This is a genomic window from Alkalibacterium sp. m-11 (assembly GCF_054658155.1).
Map to the genome: position 1 here is coordinate 1 of NZ_BAAGIR010000050.1, position 15,218 is coordinate 15,218.

A 15,218-nucleotide genomic window follows, 5' to 3' on the forward strand; every position below is an offset into this window, starting at 1 on the left:
ATTTGATTCATAAGAAGACCTCTTTTCTGGATTTGTGGTTATCTCTAGATTAAGGGTCTTCTTTCTTTTTGTCTACTTTAATTTCTTGCCCTACTATTTTACTTTCCGACAACTATTTTACACATAGCCTTCAAGACACCGAAGACTGCTTCACTCACCCATTATTTACTGAACGATGTCATACACCAATGTCGGTTCAGTTGCGCTGTCTGACAGTTTGACATTAGTCAGAACTCTTTCGCCAACCTCATCGCTGATTTCTTTGTTGGAATACAAGGTAGCAATAGACTCTCCCGCACTGACTTTATCTCCAACTTTTTTATGAAGGTAAAGTCCTGCAGACAAGTCGATCTGACTTTCTTTCGTTTCACGTCCGGCACCCAGCATCATCGCTGCAATTCCGATCTGATCAGCAATGATTTCAGAAACGACTCCATCCTGATCAGCTAAAACTTCCTTAGTATATGAAGCAACTGGAAGGACCATTTCAGGATTATCGGCTACTGAAGCATCCCCGCCTTGTGCTTCCACAAATGTCTTGAAGACTTCAAGCGCTTTGCCGTTTTTAAGGTTTGCTTCCAGAAGGGTCCGAGCTTCCTCAAGAGAGTCTGCCGCTCCTCCTAAATAAGCCATCTGACTTCCAAGAACGAGACACAGTTCAGTCAGGTCTTCCGGTCCGTGCCCTTTAAGCGTATCGATCGCTTCTTTTACCTCCAGACCATTTCCAATCGCATTTCCAAGTGGCTGACTCATATCAGAAATAACGGCCATCGTCTGTCTTCCAACTGATTTCCCGATATTGACCATGGTTTCAGCCAGTTCTTTTGCCTGCTCAACATTTTTCATGAATGCTCCGGCTCCGGTTTTAACGTCCAGAACGATTGCATCTGCACCCGAGGCAATTTTTTTACTCATGATTGAACTCGCAATTAGAGGAATCGACTCGACAGTGCCTGTCACATCACGAAGGGCATATAACTTTTTGTCAGCCGGTGTCAGATTTCCTGACTGTCCAACTACCGCCACTTTATTTTTGTTGACCAGTTCAGTGAAGTCCTGCTGAGACAGTTCAACATGAAAACCTGGGATAGCTTCAAGCTTATCGATTGTTCCGCCTGTATGTCCTAGTCCACGACCGCTCATTTTAGCTACTGGAACCCCTACGCTAGCCACAAGAGGTGCAAGGACCAGGGTAGTTGTATCGCCTACTCCGCCAGTTGAATGCTTGTCCACTTTTACGCCTTCAATATCGGACAAGTCGATCTGATCACCGGATTCGACCATAGCCATTGTCAGGGCACTACGTTCATCATTGTTCATTCCATTAAAATAGATTGCCATAGCCATTGCGCTCATCTGGTAATCAGGAATAACATCGCTTGTATACTGGTCGATCATCCATTTAATTTCATCTTGTGTCAGTTCTTGTCTATGCTGTTTCTTCTGAATCAAGTCGATCATTCTCATTCTCATAACACTCCATTCATCATTATCATGTAAGCCTTATTTTATCACAAGTATTGCCTTTATTAAGTAGATTTATCTTAGAGTCGATAAGAATCTTCCAATAAAGGCTTACAGTACTACACGTCCATCTAAAAGAGTGGTAGAATTATAAGGAAATGCACAACCAATTACTCAAAGGAGCGATTTTATGACTAGTCAAAAGTTGAATACCTTTCTCGAAAATAATCTTCAGGAATTGAAGGATCAAGGTCTTTATAATGAAATCGACACGATTCAGGGACCCAACGGATCTGAAATTACGGTCAACGGTAAAAACCTGATCAATATGTCTTCTAACAACTACTTGGGATTTGCAAATGATGAACGCCTTAAAGTTAAAGCAAATGAAGCAACTGACACTTACGGTGTAGGTGCCGGTGCCGTTAGAACAATCAACGGAACTCAGTCGATCCACGACGAACTGGAAGCAAAAATAGCTGAATTCAAGCACACTGAAGCAGCCGTCGCTTTCCAGTCAGGTTTCAACTGCAACATGGGCGCAATTTCTGCGGTCATGAACAAGAATGATGCAATCCTGTCTGACGAACTGAATCACGCGTCTATCATTGACGGATGCCGTCTATCCGGAGCAAAAGTTATCCGTGTCAAACACCAGGATATGGATGATCTGAGAGCAAAAGCTAAAGAAGCTGTTGAAAGCGGACAGTATGAAAAAATCATGTACATCACTGACGGTGTCTTTTCAATGGATGGCGATGTTGCGAAATTGCCTGAAATCGTTGAAATCGCTGAAGAATTCGATCTGATTACGTATGTTGATGATGCACATGGATCAGGCGTCATGGGTAAAGGTGCCGGGACAGTTAAACATTTTGGTCTTCAGGATAAAATCGATTTCCAGATGGGGACACTGTCTAAAGCAGTCGGAGTTGTCGGAGGTTATGTCGCTGGAACTCAGAACCTAATTGATTGGCTGAAGGTTCGTGCCCGTCCTTTCCTGTTTTCTACCTCACTGACTCCTGGAGCTGCTGCAGCATGTATCGAAGCCATCGATATCATGTCCAGCTCAACAGAAGAACACGAACGTCTTTGGGAAAATGGTCGATATCTGAAAGCCGGCCTTAAAGATCTGGGCTTCAACATCGGCGATTCAGAAACACCTATCACCCCTTGTATTATCGGTGAAGAAAAACTGACTCAGCGTTTCTCCAAACGTCTGACAGAAGAAGGCGTCTATGCAAAATCGATCGTCTTCCCTACAGTCCCACGTGGAACAGGTCGAGTAAGAAATATGCCAAGTGCCGCTCACACCAAGGACCAGCTGGACAAAGTACTTGATATTTACAAAAAAATCGGCAAGGAACTCGATGTTATCAGTTAATTTATAGACTAATAGAGAAAAGGTGATCCTCATCTTTTCTCTTTCTGCTGGTAATAAATAATAGACAAAAAGTCGGAGGTTTACGAGTGAAAAAAATTATCATTACTGGAGCTTTAGGTCAGATCGGATCAGAGCTTACAATCAGATTGCGTGAAGTCTATGGAAAAGAGAACGTTGTCGCTACTGATATCAGACAGCCCGAAGATTCTAAAGTAGTCACTGATGGTATTTTCGAAATCCTGAATGTGACCGATGCCGATCGCATGAAGGATTTGGTTGAACAGTATCAAGTTGATACATTTATACACCTGGCTGCATTACTGTCAGCTGTTGCCGAAGCAAAACCTCAGCTGGCCTGGAATTTGAACATGGGCGGACTGATCAACGCACTTGAGCTGTCGCGCGAATACGACTTGAAGTTCTTCACACCCAGCTCAATCGGGGCGTTCGGTCCTCAGACACCTAAAGATCAGACACCCCAGGTCACGATCCAGCGTCCGACAACCATGTACGGTGTCACAAAAGTCAGCGGAGAGCTGCTCGGGGATTACTATTTCCAGAAATTCGGAGTGGATACACGAAGCGTCCGTTTCCCTGGTCTGATTTCCTACGACACCCTTCCTGGCGGTGGAACGACAGACTACGCTGTCGATATTTACTATGAAGCACTGAAAAACAATGCGTATACATCCTTTATCGGCAAAGGCACATACATGGATATGATGTACATGCCTGACGCTGTCGACTTGATCATTCAGCTGATGGAGGCACCGAGCGACCAGCTGGTCAACCGCAATGCCTACAATGTCAGTGCTATGAGCATTGCACCTGAAGATGTTGAACAGGCCATCAAGAAACACCTACCTGAATTCAAGCTGAATTATGATGTTGATCCAATTAGACAAGGGATCGCAGAGTCTTGGCCAAATGCCATCGATACAACAGCTGCTCAGCAAGAATGGGGGTTCTCACCTAAGTACGATCTTGAAAAAATGACTGAAGATATGCTTAAGCAACTGAAAAACAAGGGCATTCTTTCATATGCCTGATTGATAAAGATAGACCCTGCACTATTCTAAAAGTGCAGGGTCTTCTTTTGGCGTAAAAATAGAATACCTCAGTTGACGATATACCTGGAGGAGACTGTTTCGAGATAATCCTGAAATAGTCCGAAGAGGCTGCAGATCACCCAGTAAATTGCTGCAACTAGAATATACATCGTCATATAATCATGCTCTCTTCCTCCCACTACTCTGGCATTTTGAAAAATTTCATTGACTGTAATCATGGCTGCCAGAGATGTTCCCTTGATGACATCCAGGAGAACGCTGCTCAAAGGCGGGATCGCTATTCTGAAAGCCTGCGGAAGAATAATATCTTTCAACGTGACATAAGGAGTCATTCCAAGAACGGTTGCCGCTTCCCATTGCCCCCGATTCACGGATGATATGGATGACCGGAAAATCTCAGAAATATAGGCCGCGCCGTTCAGACTGAAGCAGATAATAGCCGACGTCAGTGCATTAAACTGAATGTTTACAAAAGGCAGCCCAAAATAAATCAGAAATAAAAAGACGAGTACCGGCGTCCCCCTCATAAATGAAACATACAATCGGGCGATCCACCTTAATGTTCTGGATGGAGACAATCTCATCAGAGCGATGACCATTCCTATCACTGCACCAATGGCCGTACTGACCAAGGCAATGCCCAAGGTATATGGCACGCCTCTTAATAAAAACGGCAAAGATTCCCAGGCCAGATCCGGATCAAATATATACTGCCATTCAATTGACAGCATGGCTATCCCTCTAGTTCGATGGTCATGATGTCAAAGTCCTGTTCAACCGTCACATCTTCCCCATAATAAAATGTCTCTGAGATCTCACTGAGTGTCCCATCTTCATGCATAGCTTCCAGTGCCTGGTCGATCTGTTCAGTCAAGGTGTCATTGCCTAGTTTAAGAGAGAAATTAGTATAGCTTGGATTGAAGAACAGCTCTTCATGAATGTGGACTGGAATATCCGGGAAAGCCGTCAGTGCCATGGTCTGTCCGTAAAAGTCATTTATGATCAAGTCTGTTCGCCCATTCGCTACGTCCCATAAATACTGGTCGTTTGTGGCATTGTCATAAATTACCAGTTCTGCTCCATACTGCTCTGCAATCTGCATATACGTAGTCGTAGCCGCTCCAGCTGCCCGTTTTCCGTCAAGATCTTCCATTTCTTCAATCCCTGAGTTGTCTTCTTCCCGGACAATCATGGACATATATGAATACTTATAAGGTATCGTGTAGTTGTATCGGTCCGCATTTTCTCCGGCGTGACTGATACTCAAGGCGGCAACATCAATCTGTTCACTGTTCAGAGACGTCAGCATGCCGTCTACATTCATTTCAGTAAAATCAATGTCCAGTTCCAGACGATCAGCCACTTCTCTCAATATTTCAACTTCAAAGCCAGTCAGTTCATTTGTTTCAGCATCGTGATATGAGTTTGGAAAATATGTACCAGATGTCGCTGCCCGGATCACACCCGCTTCTTGTATCTCATCCCAGTTATCTGAACTATTCTCACTGGCACCACTTTCCCCACAGGCTGTCAGTGTTATGACGCTTCCAAGCAGTGCCATCCTCATCAATAGTGATTTGTTCATTTTTCATTATCCCCTTTCGTTTTTCCTTCAAAATCATAGCAACCTGAAATTTTTAAGTCAAAATTATAGTCGATTTTGTTATGTGAGAGAACGAGACAAAGAATTAAATCAGGAGCTTATCACTATTTTACCGACATTCTTAACATTGTGATGATGTACAATTTTGTCTTTATGATTCATCGAGTTTCTTTTTATTTTTGATACAAATTCTGTAAATACCTGTAATAAGCCTTTAACCACAATCTTGCTTCTTTAGTCTGACTGATTATTCAAGCCTATTATCTCCTGCACTATTGATTCCTTACACCTGACTGATATACTGAAAAAAATCGACTGAATAAGGAAGGATAAAACTATGAGCTTTCATATTGACCGGACTAAGGATGGGATGTATTACTCGGAGCAGATCAGAAACGGGCAGGTTTCATCTCAGGAACTCCTTATGGCCAGCTTCAAATCGATTAAAGAAAAAAATGCGCTGTTAAATGCAGCCGTCCACACAAGAGAAGAAACTGCACTTAGTGAATCACGGGAAGAATCATGGGTAAACGGTCCTTTTGGTGGTGTGCCGATCCTTTTAAAGGAGCTGGGTCAGAACATGATCGGAGAACCTGCCCGGGCAGGTTCCAAACTGTTAAAAGATAACCGGTCATCATACACCAGCCACTTTGTTGCCCAGCTGCAGAAATCTGGATTTATCCCTATCGGATCGACGAATGTACCGGAGTTCGGTTTTACCAATATCACGCACTCAGATATTTTTGGTCCGGCACGCAATCCTTTTAACTCTGAGTTCAGCGCAGGAGGATCAAGCGGCGGTGCTGCCTCCGCAGTCGCATCAGGAATGGTGCCTATAGCTGGAGCAAGTGATGGCGGTGGATCGATCCGCATACCGGCTTCATTTACCGGCTTAGTCGGACTGAAACCGACTCGCGGAAGAACACCAATTGGCCCTGGAGCCGGGCGGGCATGGCAAGGTGCTGCCATCAGCTTCGCTCTGACAAAATCAATCAGGGATGCTGCTGCTTTGCTCGACCACATGCAAGTCTTACAGCCAGCAGCTGCTTTTCAGACACCCTTGTACAGGGAAGGCTATCTTAACAGTCTGACTGCCCCACTTAATAAAAAGATGAGAATCGCCTTTTCCCTGAAATCTCCGATCGGCAGTCAGGTAAGCAGCGAAGCTGAAGACGCTGTTCTAAACGCTGTCAACTGGCTCGAACAGAAAGGGTTTGCGGTAGACCAGAGTGAACCAGATATTGATGGTGTAGATTTGATGAAATCCTACTATGTTATGAATTCCGGAGAAACTGCAGCTATGCTTGGGAATATGGAGAAAGCTCTCGGTCGGTCGATCACGATGGAGGATGTGGAACTGCTGACCTGGGTCCTGTATCAGTCAGGCAAAAAAGTCAGTGCAGCTGAGTATTCAAATACACTGAGCACATGGGATGATGCAGCGGAAAAAGCGGCTTTATTCAATGAACGATACGACTTGCTACTTCAGCCGACAACAGCTGAGCCTGCTCCGAGAGTGGACAAGATCTACTGGTCTGAATCTTTTAAAAAGAAAATGAGACACATTGACACTTTCTCACCCGCTGACCAACAACAACTTATCTGGGATATGTGGGAAGAAAGTCTATCGATTACTCCATTTACTCAACAAGCCAATCTGACTGGGCAGCCTGCAATCAGCCTGCCCACACATTTGACAAAAGAAGGCATGCCTTTGGGAATTCAGTTCACCGCTCCGAAAGGTAAAGAGCATTGGTTACTGCAAATGGGCCGTATGATGGAGGATGATGGGTTATTTGTCTGAATGAATGATACTGTAATAAACACTTCGGTGGTTTCGTCGTGAATTTAGATGCGTTCATGCATCTAGATGTTCTGTTTTTACGTTTGATAAGGAGCTCAAGTCGATTTTCCATTCCGACTTATGGTGCTTTGACGATTGCGCCTTAACTCAGATTGATTTCATACCCGAGTGCCGGGGCTATAGCATTTGCGCCTTAACTCAGATTGATTTCATACCCGAGTGCCGGGGCTATTACATGCAACCCCTATAAAAAGAAAAAGACCTGCAGGGAGACAGACGATTCGTCCAGCCGCTCTGCAGGTCTATTAGTGTCTCTTATCTTTCCACATCGATCACTTCTGGTCCGTTTTCTCTTCCGACGATCACCTTAGTGACGGTATCTAGAAACAGCCCGTGCTCCACTACACCTGTGACAGAGTCCAGGAAGGATGCGAGTTTATGAGGATCTTCGATCGTTCCCAAATGCAGATCAATAATATAGTTGCCTGAATCAGTCTCCAGTTTGCTCCCGTCATCATTCAGACGAAATTCGGGATTCAGATTCTCTTTTTTTAAAAGCTTTAGCACTTGTCCGCATCCGAATTTCACCACTTCTACCGGGAGAGGGAATGCGCCTAATTTAGATACCATTTTGCTGTCGTCCACAATCCAGATGATTTCTTCAGACTGGTTTGCGACCATTTTTTCAAAGAGGTGCGCAGCTCCTCCTCCTTTTATGCCTTGGAAGTCATCTGAAATTTCATCCGCCCCATCGATGGTCACGTCAATATGATCGACTTCATCGATATCTTTTAACGGAATACCAAGTTCTCTTGCCTGATCAGTTGTTCTGTGAGAGGTTGTGACGCCAACAATAGACAAGCCTTCTTCTTTCACACGTTTTCCAATCGCCTCAACCATGTAGTAGGCCGTAGATCCTGTTCCTAGCCCAACAATCATTCCGTCCTTTACAAATTCTGCCGCTTTGTAGCCGACTATCTTCTTTAAGTTCATCCGTCTCTCTCCTTCGTATATATGTAACTAAATTATAGCATAGAAAAAAAGTAAGACTTGATGATTAAGTCCTACTTCTTAAACTAACTTTATTTAATCATTTTAAACTCCAGAAACAGGTCATTGTAGATACCGGTGTATTCCAGACCGAGGTCTTCATATACTTCTAGATTGTCCATCATATCCTGGCTCGGATAGAACTGCTCGTCTTCAACTGTTTCTTCAGGCAGGTAGTCCATTGCCGTCTGGTTTGGTGTGCTGTAACCGATATAGTCTGCGTTCTGGGCAGCTATTTCAGGGGTGAGCATGAAGTTGATGAAAGCATACGCCGCTTCTTCATTCTGTACAGTGTGTGGAATCACCATATTGTCGAACCAGAGATTCGATCCTTCTTCGGGTAGAATATAGACGATGGATTCGTTCTCCCACATCATATCTGCAGCTTCTCCAGAATAAGTGACCGCAATCGCAGCCTCTTCCTGGATCATATACATCTTAATTTCGTCAGCCACCAGTGCCTTGATATTTGGTGAGAGTTCAGTCAGCTGGTCGGCTGCTTGCTGAAGTTCGGATGAGTCTCTTGAATTGAGTGAATAGCCTAAAGTCTGAAGGCCTATTCCTATAACTTCCCGGGCCCCGTCAATCATCAGGATACTGTCTGCCAATTCAGGACGGTACAGGTCTTCCCAGCTTTCCGGTTCAAAACCTTCCAGCAGGTCTTCGTTGTAGGCTATTCCGAGTGTTCCCCAGAAATAAGGAATGGAGTAACGGTTCCCCGGATCAAAGTTCAGATCGAGAAAATCAGGATCGATGTGTTCCAGGCCCTTGATTCTAGAATGGTCAAGTTCCATGACTAAGTTTTCTTCAATCATCCGCTCGATCATGTATTCACTTGGAATCGCCAGGTCATACCTCGTCCCGCCCTGCTGTACCTTAGTGTACATGGCTTCATTAGAGTCGAACGTTTCGTAGACAACGCGGTACCCAGTCTCTTCTTCAAACTGCTCGATCAGATCGGAATCGATATAATCCCCCCAGTTGTACAAGTGGAAAACATCAGCACCACTTGTGCCCTGAGCCTGATCGATGTAACGTCCTCCCATGAAAGCAGCTGTTGTGAGTCCAATAATAACCAGTGACAAATTAATCAGTTTTTTCATTATGGTGTCACCGCCTTTTCATGATTTGTCGGATCCGTGTGGGCCAGTTTCTGTCGTGTACGCTGTTTCTGGATGAAATAGTATCCGGCAACAAGGCTGAATGCAACAAGGAAGAGGATCGTACTTAACGCGTTAATTTCCAGACTGACACCTTGGCGTGCCCTGGAATAAATTTCTACAGACAATGTCGCAAAGCCGTTCCCTGTTACAAAAAAGGTCACCGCAAAATCATCAATCGAGTAGGTAAACGCCATAAAGTAACCGGCCAATATCCCAGGCGTAATGCTCGGAAGAATAATCTCCTTGAGGACCTGGAAATGATTGGCTCCAAGGTCTCTGGCAGCCGTAATCATGTTTTCGTTCATTTCTTCCAACCTAGGAAGGACCATCAGAACGACGATAGGAATACTGAAGGCAATATGAGAAAGGAGTACGGAGTAAAAACCCAGCTGAAACCCTACTAAAGTAAAGAGCAGCAGGAAACTTGCTCCTATAATTACATCAGGTGAAACCAGAAGAATATTATTCAGACTCAGAAGCACGTTTTGAGTCTGACGTCTTCTGGAAAAGTAGATACCAATAGCACCAGATGTCCCGATCACTGTTGCAATAAGAGCTGACAAGAGAGCCACTCTGATCGTGTCCAGTGCAATAATCAGCAGTCTTGAGTCTTCTGCCAATGCTGCATAGTGTTCCAGTGTAAATCCGCTGAACTGGTTCATCGTTCCCGCTTCATTAAAGGAATAGTATATTAAATAGACAATGGGTGTATATAGCAGAATGAATACAACGAATAAATAAAGCTTTGCCCAGTTTTTATTCTTGGTCATCTTCTCGGCACTCCCTTTCTTCGTTTTCGTGTCACGAACATAACCGCAAACATGATCAGAATCAGGATAATGCCCATCGTTGATCCCATTCCCCAGTTCTGTGTAACCAGAAAGTTCTGTTCGATTGCTGTACCCAGAGTAATGACACGGTTCCCCGCGATTAGTCTAGTCAGCATGAAAAGAGACAAGGAAGGAATGAATACGGCCTGGATCCCACTTCTCACACCAGACAGAGATATCGGAAAAATCACAGATCTAAACGTCTGCCACTCATTGGCCCCCAGATCCCGGCTGGCAAGAACCATCGATTTCGTCAATGGCATTGAAGACCGGAAGAAGCATGAACGGAATTTCGATGTAAGTAGCCACGATCAGAAAACTGAGTCTAGTAAAGAGCAGCGGCTGCGCTCCAATACCTATAGTTTCCAGGAGCTGATTCACAAATCCTGTCTGACTGAGAATGCCGATAAAGGCGTAAGCTTTCAGCAAGATATTCATCCACGTCGGCAAAATCAGGATCAGCAGCCATAATTGTTTGTGCTTAGTCTGCGTCAGGAAGTAAGCAGCCGGATAACTGATCGCCAGTGTGAGTACGGTAATCAGGAAAGCATATAAAAACGACTGCATCGTCATCGTCAGATAGACTTGGGACGTAAAATAAGTTTGTATGTTCGTCAGTGTAAATGATCCGTCAAGCCCCCGGAATGACTGTACAAGCAGTAACAGAACGGGGAAAACGACGAATAAAACGATCCACAGGTAATAAGGGATCGAAAGAAGTTTGCGCTGTCTAGTCATTCGCCCCTTCTCCTCTCACCTCTGATGTCGAGGATAATCCGGAAAACTGCTCGATCCGCTCATCGAAAGCTTCTTCCGTTTCATTTATACGCATGATGTGGATATCTTGTGGATCAAATTGAAGACCGACTCGTTTGCCGATTTCTGTCTTCTTCGTGGAGTGGACCATCCAGCTGTTTCCTTTATCATCCAGTCCAACGATCTCATAATGGACCCCTCTGAACAACTGACTTTGAACACTGATCTGCAGATCTCCTTCATCAGCCTGACTTACTACCAGATCTTCCGGACGAATCACAACATCAACTTTCTCATTAGATGTCATGCCTCCGTCAACACACGCGAAACGTTTGCCGGCAAATGACACAACATAATCCTCAACCATACGGCCTTCTACAATATTGCTTTCCCCGATAAAGTCAGCCACATATCGGTTGATCGGCTCATCGTAAATATCATTTGGCGTACCAGTCTGGATGATTTCGCCTTCTTTCATAACCATGATTTCATCACTCATCGCCAGAGCTTCTTCCTGATCATGAGTAACAAAAAGAAAAGTAATTCCAAGACGCCGCTGAAGTTCACGCAGTTCATACTGCATATCTGTACGCAGTTTCAAATCCAATGCGGATAACGGCTCATCCAGCAGCAGCATGTCCGGTTCGTTTACAAGAGCCCGGGCAATCGCTACTCGCTGTTTCTGCCCACCGGACATCTCAGCTATTCCCCGTTCTTCAAAGCCAGCCAGTCTGACGAGTTTGAGCACGTCACTGACCTTCTCACTGATGTCCTGTTTGTTCAATTTTTTCATTTTCAACCCAAAAGCCACATTATCGAAAACATTCATGTGGGGGAACAAGGCATAGTCCTGAAAAACTGTATTGACTTTTCTTTTATTTGGAGGTGTGTTTTTTGTTTCTTCTCCATTAATTCGAATGTATCCTTCAGTAGGTGATGTAAATCCGGCGATCAGATTCAATATTGTCGACTTTCCACATCCTGAAGGACCGAGCAAGGTATAAAATTTTCCTTTCTCCAATTCAAACGAAATGGTCTTTAAGACACTCTCTTTATCATATTTTTTTCTACCTGATCGAAGGAAACAATTATCTCTTCAGTCAACAAAAAACACCCCTTTATAACCGATTTAATTAACCTTTATAATTATAGCGATTAAGGGGTGAAAAGCAATATTTATTCAGTTGTTTTTCTTATAATAGTCACTAAATATGTTTAAAAAGTGATGCCATCGGTCATTCATTTTATCTGGCGGAGAATCAAGTGGAAAATAAGCCAACTGCAGCGATTCTTTTTTGTCATTTCAATATTGCTGCGCATACGACGGAACTTAAGGTATTACCACTGTTCCTTTTCATACTTCAAGCAGATTGACTCGCATATGAAATGGCTGACCAGTGCGGAGTCAAGCGATACAGGAACAGCTCCCTTCTTCTCCAGAGTTTCCAGAAATGACTGGATCATTGGTTCAAAGCCTCTTTTTACCAGTGTGCCAGTCCAGTCGCCGGTAATTTGAGTGAGCCTTCCTTCTTTAGTGTAAATCGATAAATCCGTGAGGTCTTCAACTGTGTATGTTCCTGAAGCACTTTGAAGTTCAAGTGTCTCTCTTTTAGCTCCTGATTCATTATTTATAGAAACCAGTACAGTCATCTGTTTCGTTCTAAGCATGACACACGCACGCTTGAACTGGCCTCCTTCTTCGACAACTTCAGAATCTACTACGTCGATATGCTGGTCATTTAACAAAAAGACCGCTGTATCAATTGGATGAATCATCATATCGAAGATACGGTATCTGACCGGAAAGTCTGTGGCATCAGACTGATTCTTCTGAACGATCAGCATATTTCCATCTTTAACATCAGCCAGTTCCCTTACATTGGGTGCAAAGCGGCGATTAAATCCGATCATTAACGGTACCTGTTTCTCTTCAGCCAGATTCATCAGCTCTTTAGTCTTATCCAGTTCTTCTGTCAGTGGCTTGTCGATCAGCACTGGTATCGAATGATCCAGAAAATAAGAGACCATCTCATAGTGCGTATGAGTCGGGGTATGTATGCACACGGCATCCACTATCTCCGTCAAGTCTCTCCAGGATGTATGCAGCTGCTCAGGAGATAAGCCGTACTGTCTCCCCAGTTCCTGCAGCTTATCCTGACTGCGTGTAGAAAAGTGCCACTCATGCTCGGCAAAACGAGTCGTATAGAGTGGGAGATAAGCTTTCTGGGCAATAGTTCCTAGTCCGATAACACCAATTTTCATCTGATTTCCCTCCTTCTGTCCAATGTTAAAGAGCAGCCTGCAACCTGTTAACGACGTCTCACCGCTTTGTGGTCACCAGCTGCTCTTTCATTTAATTTTCTTCTGTCAAAGGCATGATCGTTTCAAGTTTAGCCTTGAAACTGCTAGTCGCTTTTTTTATCAATGTGTCATTGCTCCCGATAACAGCAGGATGGTCTTCGCCAATTATTTTCACTTCTGTTTCCAGCTGGACGCCATATTTATCCAGAATGACTTCCTTAATGTGTTCGATCAGCTCAATATAATCCGTGGCTGTCGCATTGTCAATATTGACAATAAATCCGGCATGTTTAGTGGATACTTGTGCGCCTCCCCATTTCAGTCCCTGAAGGCCGGCATCCTGAATCAGTTTACCTGTGAAGTAGCCTGTAGGACGCTTGAAGACAGACCCGCAGGATGGGTATTCGAGCGGCTGTTTGGATGTTCTGAGATAGGTCAGCTCATCCATCTTCTCTTTGATCGCTTCAGGATCGCCTTCTGTCAGCTCAAATACGACTTCCAGCGCGATTTCATCTGTCTCCTGAAGCTTGCTGTGACGATAAGAAAATTCCATTTCGTCATTCGTCCGTTCGAAAATTTCGCCGTCACGGGTAAGGACCGTGACTTTACGGATCACTTCTCTCACTTCCCCGCCGTAAGCTCCAGCATTCATGTATACTGCCCCACCAATGCTTCCCGGGATTCCACAGGCGAACTCAAGTCCGGTAAGACTGGACTGATACGCCCGTTTACTGACTTCGATAAGAGGTGCACCCGTTAGTACTCTAATGCTGTTCTCTTTTACTATGATCTGGTTCATGTCCGTCAGAATGATGACAGCCCCACGGATTCCCCCATCTTTCACAATAAGGTTGCTGGCATTCCCAAGAATAGTGACTGGCCAGCTCTGCTCATATAACCATTTAACCAATGCCTGAACTTCTTCTTTCGTTTTCGGAAAGATCAGTGCATCTGCCGGTCCACCTGTTTTAGTATAAGTATATTTAGATAAAGGTTCATTCTCTTTTATTGTTGCGTTTGGAAAATACTTTTTAAGTTTTTTTACATTCATTATAATCGATTGTCCTCTCGTTAACGCCTGGATCCTTTAATGATCTGCCACGGATCCAATTTCATGACTTGATGGCATTCGGATCTTGTTAGCATGCAAATCACACTAATTTTAACACTAATGCGTCTGAATGTGTACAATTACCGGGAATTGTCATCTAATCGTCAAGTCTTAAATCATAGCCTAAAGAGGTTTCTTCTGCAAATCTGTCAAAATAATCCTTTTGGACGATACCTAAGTAGTGCTTGTCCTCCTTAAGCTCGACAGTCGGATCAATCTTCAGGTTCAGCTTCCGGAAGAAAGATCTTACATGCATCCAGATTGTCCTGCTTTTTATCTATCCTTAGAACTTCTGTATAACAATGCGTCAACTCTTCTCCCAATGTATCAAAAGCTGTTGATCGACACAAGTGAAGCAGATGTAAAAAACGATCGAAAACAGACCCTTCTTGTCCAGATTGATGACTTATTGGCAAAGAAAGAAGAACTCCTCCAATCAGGATGATCAAAAGTGCTGCGAGAGTGATTTTTAAACTGTTCGTGCAGTTTCTTATTTTTAAAGTGCTCGCATGACTGATAGTCAGACAAATCTCCTCATAAAAGTTTACAGGATATCTATGTGTAAAATTAATGTCGGAAGAGGGGAAATTCGACCTAGACAAAAAGAAAGAAGACCCTTAATCTAGAGATAACGACAACGCTAGAGAAAGAGGTCTTCTTATGAATCAAATTATATCAGAAA

The 15,218-nt window shown here is 43.9% G+C and carries 12 protein-coding genes and 2 pseudogenes; 3 read left to right on the forward strand and 11 right to left on the reverse strand.

Features of this window, described 5'->3' with window-relative positions:
- Window positions 1–165: 165 nt before the first annotated feature.
- Window positions 166–1,467 carry a pyrimidine-nucleoside phosphorylase gene (locus ACYQ2O_RS06735; RefSeq protein ID WP_459796267.1) on the reverse strand — a complete coding sequence of 434 codons (1,302 nt, stop codon included), beginning with the start codon at window positions 1,465–1,467 and terminating at the stop codon, window positions 166–168.
- 187 nt (window positions 1,468–1,654) lie between these two features.
- Here ACYQ2O_RS06735 and ACYQ2O_RS06740 point away from each other — a divergent pair, with 187 nt between their 5' ends.
- Entirely contained in the window at window positions 1,655–2,848 is a 1,194-nt protein-coding gene (locus ACYQ2O_RS06740; protein WP_459796268.1) for a glycine C-acetyltransferase, read from the forward strand.
- Between the two features lie 86 nt (window positions 2,849–2,934).
- Complete coding sequence (locus tag ACYQ2O_RS06745) at window positions 2,935–3,897, forward strand: L-threonine 3-dehydrogenase (RefSeq protein WP_346023863.1); 963 nt, start codon at window positions 2,935–2,937, stop codon at window positions 3,895–3,897.
- A gap of 68 nt (window positions 3,898–3,965) precedes the next feature.
- Here the strand turns inward: ACYQ2O_RS06745 and ACYQ2O_RS06750 are convergent, their stop codons facing one another.
- Complete coding sequence (locus ACYQ2O_RS06750) at window positions 3,966–4,649, reverse strand: amino acid ABC transporter permease (protein WP_346023862.1); 684 nt, start codon at window positions 4,647–4,649, stop codon at window positions 3,966–3,968.
- A 2-nt stretch (window positions 4,650–4,651) separates the two neighbouring features.
- Window positions 4,652–5,503 (reverse strand): transporter substrate-binding domain-containing protein, encoded by an 852-nt coding sequence (locus tag ACYQ2O_RS06755; RefSeq protein ID WP_346023861.1) that lies wholly within the window; start codon window positions 5,501–5,503, stop codon window positions 4,652–4,654.
- Window positions 5,504–5,858: 355 nt separating this feature from the next.
- Between ACYQ2O_RS06755 and ACYQ2O_RS06760 the strand changes: the two genes are divergently transcribed.
- Entirely contained in the window at window positions 5,859–7,325 is a 1,467-nt protein-coding gene (locus tag ACYQ2O_RS06760) for an amidase (protein ID WP_459769297.1), read from the forward strand.
- A gap of 315 nt (window positions 7,326–7,640) precedes the next feature.
- On the opposite strand, the gene rpiA is transcribed toward ACYQ2O_RS06760, so the two are convergent.
- The 8 genes and pseudogenes from rpiA to ACYQ2O_RS06800 form a co-directional block, all read right to left on the reverse strand.
- Entirely contained in the window at window positions 7,641–8,318 is a 678-nt protein-coding gene (gene rpiA / locus ACYQ2O_RS06765; RefSeq protein ID WP_346023859.1) for a ribose-5-phosphate isomerase RpiA, read from the reverse strand.
- Between the two features lie 89 nt (window positions 8,319–8,407).
- On the reverse strand, window positions 8,408–9,478 hold the full coding sequence (locus ACYQ2O_RS06770; RefSeq protein WP_459769295.1) for an ABC transporter substrate-binding protein: 1,071 nt from the start codon (window positions 9,476–9,478) through the stop codon (window positions 8,408–8,410).
- The gene (locus ACYQ2O_RS06775; protein ID WP_459769293.1) at window positions 9,478–10,308 is read right to left on the reverse strand and encodes an ABC transporter permease; all 831 of its coding nucleotides are present in this window, start codon (window positions 10,306–10,308) and stop codon (window positions 9,478–9,480) included. Before ACYQ2O_RS06775 ends, ACYQ2O_RS06770 begins: the two co-directional genes overlap by 1 nt.
- A pseudogene (locus tag ACYQ2O_RS06780) lies at window positions 10,305–11,106 on the reverse strand (ABC transporter permease). Before ACYQ2O_RS06780 ends, ACYQ2O_RS06775 begins: the two are co-directional and overlap by 4 nt.
- Window positions 11,099–12,228, reverse strand: a pseudogene (locus ACYQ2O_RS06785) (ABC transporter ATP-binding protein). The pseudogenes ACYQ2O_RS06780 and ACYQ2O_RS06785 overlap by 8 nt, the downstream one beginning before the upstream one ends.
- A 234-nt stretch (window positions 12,229–12,462) precedes the next feature.
- Entirely contained in the window at window positions 12,463–13,386 is a 924-nt protein-coding gene (locus ACYQ2O_RS06790; RefSeq protein WP_459796270.1) for a Gfo/Idh/MocA family protein, read from the reverse strand.
- Between the two features lie 91 nt (window positions 13,387–13,477).
- Window positions 13,478–14,476: a UDP-N-acetylmuramate dehydrogenase gene (gene murB / locus ACYQ2O_RS06795; protein ID WP_459769290.1), complete on the reverse strand. Its 999-nt coding sequence runs from the start codon at window positions 14,474–14,476 to the stop codon at window positions 13,478–13,480.
- 157 nt (window positions 14,477–14,633) lie between these two features.
- The gene (locus ACYQ2O_RS06800) at window positions 14,634–14,792 is read right to left on the reverse strand and encodes a hypothetical protein (RefSeq protein WP_459783670.1); all 159 of its coding nucleotides are present in this window, start codon (window positions 14,790–14,792) and stop codon (window positions 14,634–14,636) included.
- Window positions 14,793–15,218 lie beyond the last annotated feature (426 nt).